Raw genomic sequence first — 6,417 nt, forward strand, 5'->3', positions numbered from 1 at the left:
GCGGCAAAATTCGCGAGACGGGAGTGAAGATCAGTATGGCTGTTTATATCGCGCTGTTGCGCGGCATCAACGTAGGCGGAAAACATGTCGTCAAGATGGCCGAGTTGAAGCGTCTGTTCGAAGAGCTGGGTTGCAAACGGGTGGAAACCTATATCCAAAGCGGAAACGTTCTGTTCGAGTCCGATGAAGCGGAAGCCGAATTGCGCCGGAAGCTGGAACGCGGCTTCGAATCGGCGTTCGGCTTCTTCTCGAGCATCATTCTCCGGACGTCGGCTGAATGGAAGGCGATTATCGCCGGCTGCCCGTTCACGGAACAGGAGATCACGGAGGCGGAAGCATCCTCGGACGTTGAATGCCAGTACGCCGCAATGCTGCCGGAACCGCCAGGATCGGACGACATCGCGCGTCTCGAGACGCACCGAAGCGAAAACGAGACATATCGAATCGCGGGACGAGACGTGTATCTGCTCTTCCGCAACAACGGCATCCGCAATTCGAAGCTTGCGAACCAATTGCAAAAGCTGAGCGTTCCGGCGACGGTGCGCAACTGGAAAACGATGAACAAGCTGGCCGCTCTTGCGGAAGCGCTGGAAAGGTGACGGACCTGCAGGTATGGGGCCGTCCGTCGGACAGCGGCCCGGCGATCAAGTCGAATGAACGGAACCGCATCGCCGATTTATGCCGATTGAGTTTACAAAACAAAAATTATGTAAACTCACTCACACCAAAATAGATTTAAACTTTCTGATCGGTTGACATATCAACAATCTCGGTGCTATTGGACCGAGTTTGAACACGGCGGCCATCTTGCCGCAATGGAGGTGCCGGATTTGCTGGTGCAGGATCTGCGTACCTTCTTCAGAAGATTCCGAAATGGGGAGTTAAAATAGAACGGTTTGCTTTGTGCTGTGCCAATCGAAAAGCTGCTGTAAATCCGAAGGCAAGGGGCTGCTTTCTCCGGCATGCCTCTTGCCTTTCAATTGGCTTAAAAGTTAACATAACATAAATGATGTAAACCGAATGGAAAAACCGACCTCACAGCAGTTCATTGCACGCTGTTCAACATCTTTAAGCCATAGTCGGGGTCCTCGAGCAGCGGCCGTCCGATCGCAACGGCATCGGCCAGGCCGTGGCGGAGAATGCGGTCAGCCAAGCTGCGGGTGCGGATGCCGCCGACGGCGATGACGGGGACCCGCAAATGCTGCTTGATGATCGCCGCGTCAGGCAACTGATAGCCGGGATGAACATCAGCCGGCTCTACGGGAAGCAGTCCGCCGGACGAGACGTCGACTGCATCGATAAGTCCTTCCGCTTCGAGCGGCTGCAGCATAAGCGCCAGCTCGCGAGGCGTCAGACCTCCGACCGCGTAATCGGTCGAAGAGACGCGTATCATAACCGGGTAGCCGCTTCCGGTTTCGGAGCGGATGGCGGCGAGTACGTCGCGCAAAAATTTCGTTCGGGCAAGAGGCGTTCCGCCGTATGGATCGTTGCGGCGATTGGAGAGCGGCGACAGAAACTGATGAATGAGAAAACCGTGCGCCGCATGCACTTCAATGCCGTCGAAGCCCGCGGCCAAGCTCCGTTTTGCGGCAAGCCGGTAATGCTCGACCATGGTTTCGATTTCGGAAACCGTCAGTTCCGCCGGCATGCCGTAGGCAGCGTCGTAAGGTATCGCGCTTGGCGCGATCAGTCTGCTCGTCACTTCCGGCGCCGATTTTCTTCCGCCGTGGGATAGTTGTACATAGATCGGGGTCTGCCCGGCATGCACGGCATCGGTCACCCGTTTCAGTTTCTCGACATGACGTTCGGAGTAAATGCCGATATCGTTCGGCCACAGTCTGCCGTTATCCGACACTGCTGTCGATTCTACGATCATAAGACCGATTCCTTTCGCCCTCCGTCCGTAATGCTGGATGTGATGCTCGGTTGCCAGCCCTTCCGGCGTACCTTTATATTGCTGCATAGGGGCCATCACAAGCCGGTTGCGAATCGTAGCACGGCCGATGGCGAGAGGGGTTTCCAGAGACAGCGATACTGCCGCAATCAAGGTTATCACTCCTTCGGTATCCGTTTGAATGACATTTTATAAGGTTGCGGCTATCATTTACATAGATAAAAAGCGAAGAACAGACGGAAATTATTATGTATCTAAGTTAAAATGGAATAACTACCTTTAAAAATAAAGGAGGTGCTCCGTTATGGACCAAATCGACCGTAAAATTTTATCGTTGCTGCACGAAAACGCGCGCATGTCGGTCGCCGAAATCGGCCGGACCATCGCGATGACGCAGCCGGCCGTTGCCGAGCGAATTCGCAAGTTGGAGGAACAAGGAATTATCGCCGGCTACAAGGCTGTTCTATCGCCCAAGAAGCTCGGAAAGGACGTTACGGCGTTTGTACTGTTCAAGACGGGCAACTGCACGGAATTCCAGCAGTTTATTTCAGACGCTCCCGATGTGGCGGAATTGTACCGGATCAGCGGAGAATACAATTTCCTTATGAATCGATGGACACGTTGACCGCGTTCCTCGATACGTGCAGCCCGCACGGTTTTCCTCGACGATGATCGTCCTTTCGGCGGCCATTGAGCATAAGTCGCTGATCGCTGGGGTAGATGGTTAATATTCGGTTCAAACCGGCCTTCACGGTTCTATAATAGTTAGAACTGGTCGAAGCGTTCGTTCCGCTGTTAACATGAGCTTAAGCAATTATGCTTCAATGAACAGCGAATCGGGAGGAGAACGGGATGCTTCACTTTCAATGGGCTCGAACCTGCTCCTATATAGTCTCCAAACTTGTCGGTGCCGGCGGCGTCTTTTTCGGTTTTATCGTTTCGACGAACGGGATGGACTTGTATCAATGGTCGGAAGCGGCAAGGCAATTGCCGTTATGGTACATGTTCTACGTGTATGCCGTCCTGTATTCGATGGCGGCGGACTTCTTGCTGCGAAATCGGCCTTTCTCTCCACTGAAAATCTTTCTTATGCTTTTTCTATACATTTTGGGCGGATTTGCTCCGTTCGTGCTCCTCATGCATACAGATCCATTCGGGGTTATCATTGCGGGAACGGTGGGGAGCGTTTGCGCTGTGGCCTTTTGGGGAATATCCGCTTTATCGGCTCGACATTGGCCTTATAATGCAGCGGCAGCTCTGCTGCTGCTCGGTTGTCTTCTTATTTTGGCATACGGGGATTTTACGACAACACGGCAATGGGAGGAATCGCGCACCGACACGTCATATAAAGCGGAGTTTGCGTATTTTCACGGGAAGAAGGAAGTGCCGATCGAGCTTCGGAAAGGCCAGACGCTGCAAGTCAAGTTCGAGTGGAACCATTCGAACGGCGGAGGTTACGGCTGGCATATCCGGGACGAGAAGGGCGATTATGTCGCCCTCAAAGAAACCGGAGATCAAGCGTTTAAGTTCCAGGCGGATGAGGATGGAACATACCGTATTGTCATCACTGGCGATCGGCTGCAAGGATCGGTTGCCATCCTGTGGAAGATCGAAACGGGGGAATAAATGTTCGCCCCTCGCTGGAACTCGCTTTATCCCGCGTAAATGTCCAGTTTTTTAAGAAATGCGCTCCTTCTCCGTTCATGTCCGAGAACTTTTGGAAAATCGCGTTCAATTTGCAATTTGTCCTTCGGACTCTTTTCATCGTAATGTTCAACGAGTTTGCACATTCCTCTCGGAAAGCGAAGCAGTATTTTGAGCAGCTGATAATCGGATCGGTTTAATTTGTAAACCTTCTGATATCCATCCAAGATCGATTGGGCGATAGCGAAATTCCAGTTATGATCTTTGCAGGAATTGAAGATAAGCCTGTAAAGATCGTATGTGCGCAAATCCAACCGCAGCGTTTCGAAATCGATCAAATACATACCTTTTCTGGTTCGAATAATATTGGTCGGACCGCAGTCCCCGTGGCATAAAGTAGCTGCCGTTTTCCGGCAAATCGACTTGTAATCACTGTTTCTCAATGAACGCATAGAAGCTCTCGCCATTTGTAAAATTTCGCCGCCGTGCGTCTGCAGCATGCGGTCGAGCGGACTGTGAAATCCGTTTCTCTTCGCTTTGCGAATGACTCTTAGCAGCGTATTGTATTCTTCCCGGAGATAGGAAGGCCATTTTCCCATCATATTTTGTCTGCCGGATTTTGGAATCTTTATGTTTTTGCCGGCTCGATGAAATTGGGCCAGCAACGTTCCGCAAGTTCTCATTTGCGTGGCCGATTGAGGCGAAGGCCATGACCCTCTAAGCCAAGGAATGAGAACGAACGGGGGACTTTCGCGCTGCCATTTGACAAAAAGGCGTTTCCCCGATTTTTCGCTTGGATTCCGCCACCCGATCCGGATAGAACCTTTTTTCCGCATTTGCTGCAGCGTATTGTCGATCCAACGCAGCCGGTTGGGGGGATAGGCCATTCGTTTCAAACAATATTCCTTTCCTTCGGCTGTGACGATACGATAAACCCCATTTTGCACGATCTTCATTCGTTTTACATCAATGCCAAACTTTCTGGACAAATGATGAACTTCCTGGTTAGGGTCCATAAACGTTATTGCCTCCTTTAACGTAGTGAAGTAATTCCCCTAGAATTGTTGAAAAAGTTTTTGGTATTGTTCTGCAGCATGGGGCCATTGAAACCGGGAAGCCAGCTTTCGACCGGCGGCGACTCGTTGGTCGGTGGTATGTTTGTAGTTCCACATTTTGCGAATGGCTTTGGCGATTGCGGGGCCTTCCACTTTCGGAATCGTTTGAGCTACCTGGCTGTTTACAAATTCGGCGAGTCCTCCTGCTTGTGTCGAAACCAACGGAATCCCACTGGCCAGCGCCTCCAGCGCAACTAAACCGAAAGACTCTTGGAGGCTCGGCATAACCACTGCGCCGCGGGAAGCGTACCGTTTTTGCAACTGCTTCTGATTGCAATGACCAATCCATCGAACTTCAGACGATATTCCAAGCTTTTTAACGAGACTTTTCAGATGTCTGGTATATCCTTTCGGACCGGTTCCGACTATATCCAGCTTGACTTTTTTGCCTTCGCGTTTCAACAATGCGATCGCTTGCAGCAACTGTTTTATACCTTTTAACGGAACGATCCGTCCTACGAACAAAAGATGGTGGCGGGGGGCCCGCGCCCCGGATTTTCGTAAAACAATACCGTGATTGATGACAACTGTTTTGTTACCGTAAAAAGGATAGAGTTTCCTCAGCTTTGTGAGCTCTGGGTGGCTAGGAACAACGATTCTATTCGCCATTTTAAGCAACAGTTTCTGATCGTTGAGTGCCCTCTTTTTACTTGCAGTTTTAGGTCCTGTCTCCATAGCGACCAAAGAATGACAGGTATAAATAACCGGAATGCGATATTTGGCTTGGTAGTGTTGCGCCAGCTTCATAAATTGCAAGCTGTGAATGTGGATGCCGTCCGGTTTGTGGTAACCCCGTTTAGTAAGCCAGCGCTCTATAGCGGCAGGGCTGTATTGCTTGGATTTTGACGAGTAGTAGGCGGCTCTTGTGGGGAAGCGTATGATTTGTATTCTCTTCGTTTTCGTAATTGTGATTCGGGAATGCTTGGTCTGACTCAGCACAGTGGTATGAATGCCATTGCGAGCGTATGCTTTGGTCAAATTTGTCGCAACGGTTCCTAATCCTCCGATAATATGTGGCTCATACTCTCCAGTGAGAATCCAGAGCCGTCTTGGTTGACGCAAGTTTTTTTCCTCCTTAAATCGCTAATTCGGTCTTATCAATATATGAAGAGGGGAGAATCCTGCTTGGGTGAGGGCATAAGGAAGAAGAGAATTAGGGCAGAACCAATCAAATGAAGTCCCGTTGTGCCGCCCGTCACCTTGACGTTGTCTCCGAAGTTTTCCCGCAAAAACCTTTTGAGGGTATCTCTTCCCTCGATAAAGCGCGCGAGGACCAACTGTTCCAAAGAGGGCGTATGCAGATCACTAAACCATTTGAGCGTTCTGCACTGCTCGATCAGAGGACGGGGGAGGACCAAATAGCCGATTCGCAAGGCAGGAGAGAGGATTTTACTGAATGTTCCAATATAAAACACGACGTTCGGATCCAGGCCTTGCAGCGAACTGATGGGAGGGCCTTCGTAGCGGAATTCGCTGTTTCGTTCCGCGCAAGTCTGAGCAGTCAGAACGGTCTGATTCGCGCATACTTGAGCGTTGGAGTCATGATGGTCGGTGGATAGAGGAAGGAACGCTTCAGGCGGTCCGTTAAGTCCGCTCCTGGATAAGGAATGGACCAAACGAGGGTTGCGCTTTGTCCGCTGCGCTGACGATTGGATTGCGGCAAACCGCGTGCTCATTGTAAGCTTTCCAGCCAGGACATGCAGGCTTCCATTAAGGCCACCATTTAAGGCCTCCATTCTTCGATTAAGGCTTCCATTAACGATC

6 protein-coding genes and 1 pseudogene are annotated in these 6,417 nt (G+C 50.9%); 3 read left to right on the forward strand and 4 right to left on the reverse strand.

From position 1 onward, the window contains the following. Positions 1-35 precede the first annotated feature (35 nt). Positions 36-599 (forward strand): DUF1697 domain-containing protein, encoded by a 564-nt coding sequence (locus PACILC2_RS05805; protein WP_213528062.1) that lies wholly within the window; start codon positions 36-38, stop codon positions 597-599. A 446-nt stretch (positions 600-1,045) separates the two neighbouring features. Here the strand turns inward: PACILC2_RS05805 and PACILC2_RS05810 are convergent, their stop codons facing one another. Continuing rightward, a complete protein-coding gene (locus tag PACILC2_RS05810; protein ID WP_213528064.1) occupies positions 1,046-2,047 on the reverse strand; it encodes an oxidoreductase in 1,002 nt (333 codons plus the stop codon). 151 nt (positions 2,048-2,198) lie between these two features. Between PACILC2_RS05810 and PACILC2_RS05815 the strand changes: the two genes are divergently transcribed. Both PACILC2_RS05815 and PACILC2_RS05820 read left to right on the forward strand, forming a co-directional pair. Continuing rightward, positions 2,199-2,519, forward strand: coding sequence for an Lrp/AsnC family transcriptional regulator (locus PACILC2_RS05815; RefSeq protein ID WP_307860380.1), 321 nt, complete (start codon positions 2,199-2,201; stop codon positions 2,517-2,519). Between the two features lie 227 nt (positions 2,520-2,746). Next, on the forward strand, positions 2,747-3,520 hold the full coding sequence (locus tag PACILC2_RS05820; protein ID WP_213528066.1) for a hypothetical protein: 774 nt from the start codon (positions 2,747-2,749) through the stop codon (positions 3,518-3,520). 26 nt (positions 3,521-3,546) lie between these two features. Here PACILC2_RS05820 and PACILC2_RS29195 read toward each other — a convergent pair whose 3' ends face one another. The 3 genes and pseudogenes from PACILC2_RS29195 to PACILC2_RS26410 form a co-directional block, all read right to left on the reverse strand. Next, the gene (locus PACILC2_RS29195) at positions 3,547-4,554 is read right to left on the reverse strand and encodes a YutH/CotS family kinase-like spore coat protein (RefSeq protein ID WP_213528068.1); all 1,008 of its coding nucleotides are present in this window, start codon (positions 4,552-4,554) and stop codon (positions 3,547-3,549) included. 39 nt (positions 4,555-4,593) lie between these two features. Continuing rightward, positions 4,594-5,715, reverse strand: a complete 1,122-nt coding sequence (locus PACILC2_RS05830; protein ID WP_062493082.1) for a glycosyltransferase family 4 protein — start codon at positions 5,713-5,715, stop codon at positions 4,594-4,596. 35 nt (positions 5,716-5,750) lie between these two features. Beyond that, positions 5,751-6,417: pseudogene (locus PACILC2_RS26410) on the reverse strand (hypothetical protein); the annotation flags it as partial.

The organism is Paenibacillus cisolokensis (assembly GCF_018403665.1).
GTDB classification, from domain to species: domain Bacteria; phylum Bacillota; class Bacilli; order Paenibacillales; family Paenibacillaceae; genus Paenibacillus_AH; species Paenibacillus_AH cisolokensis.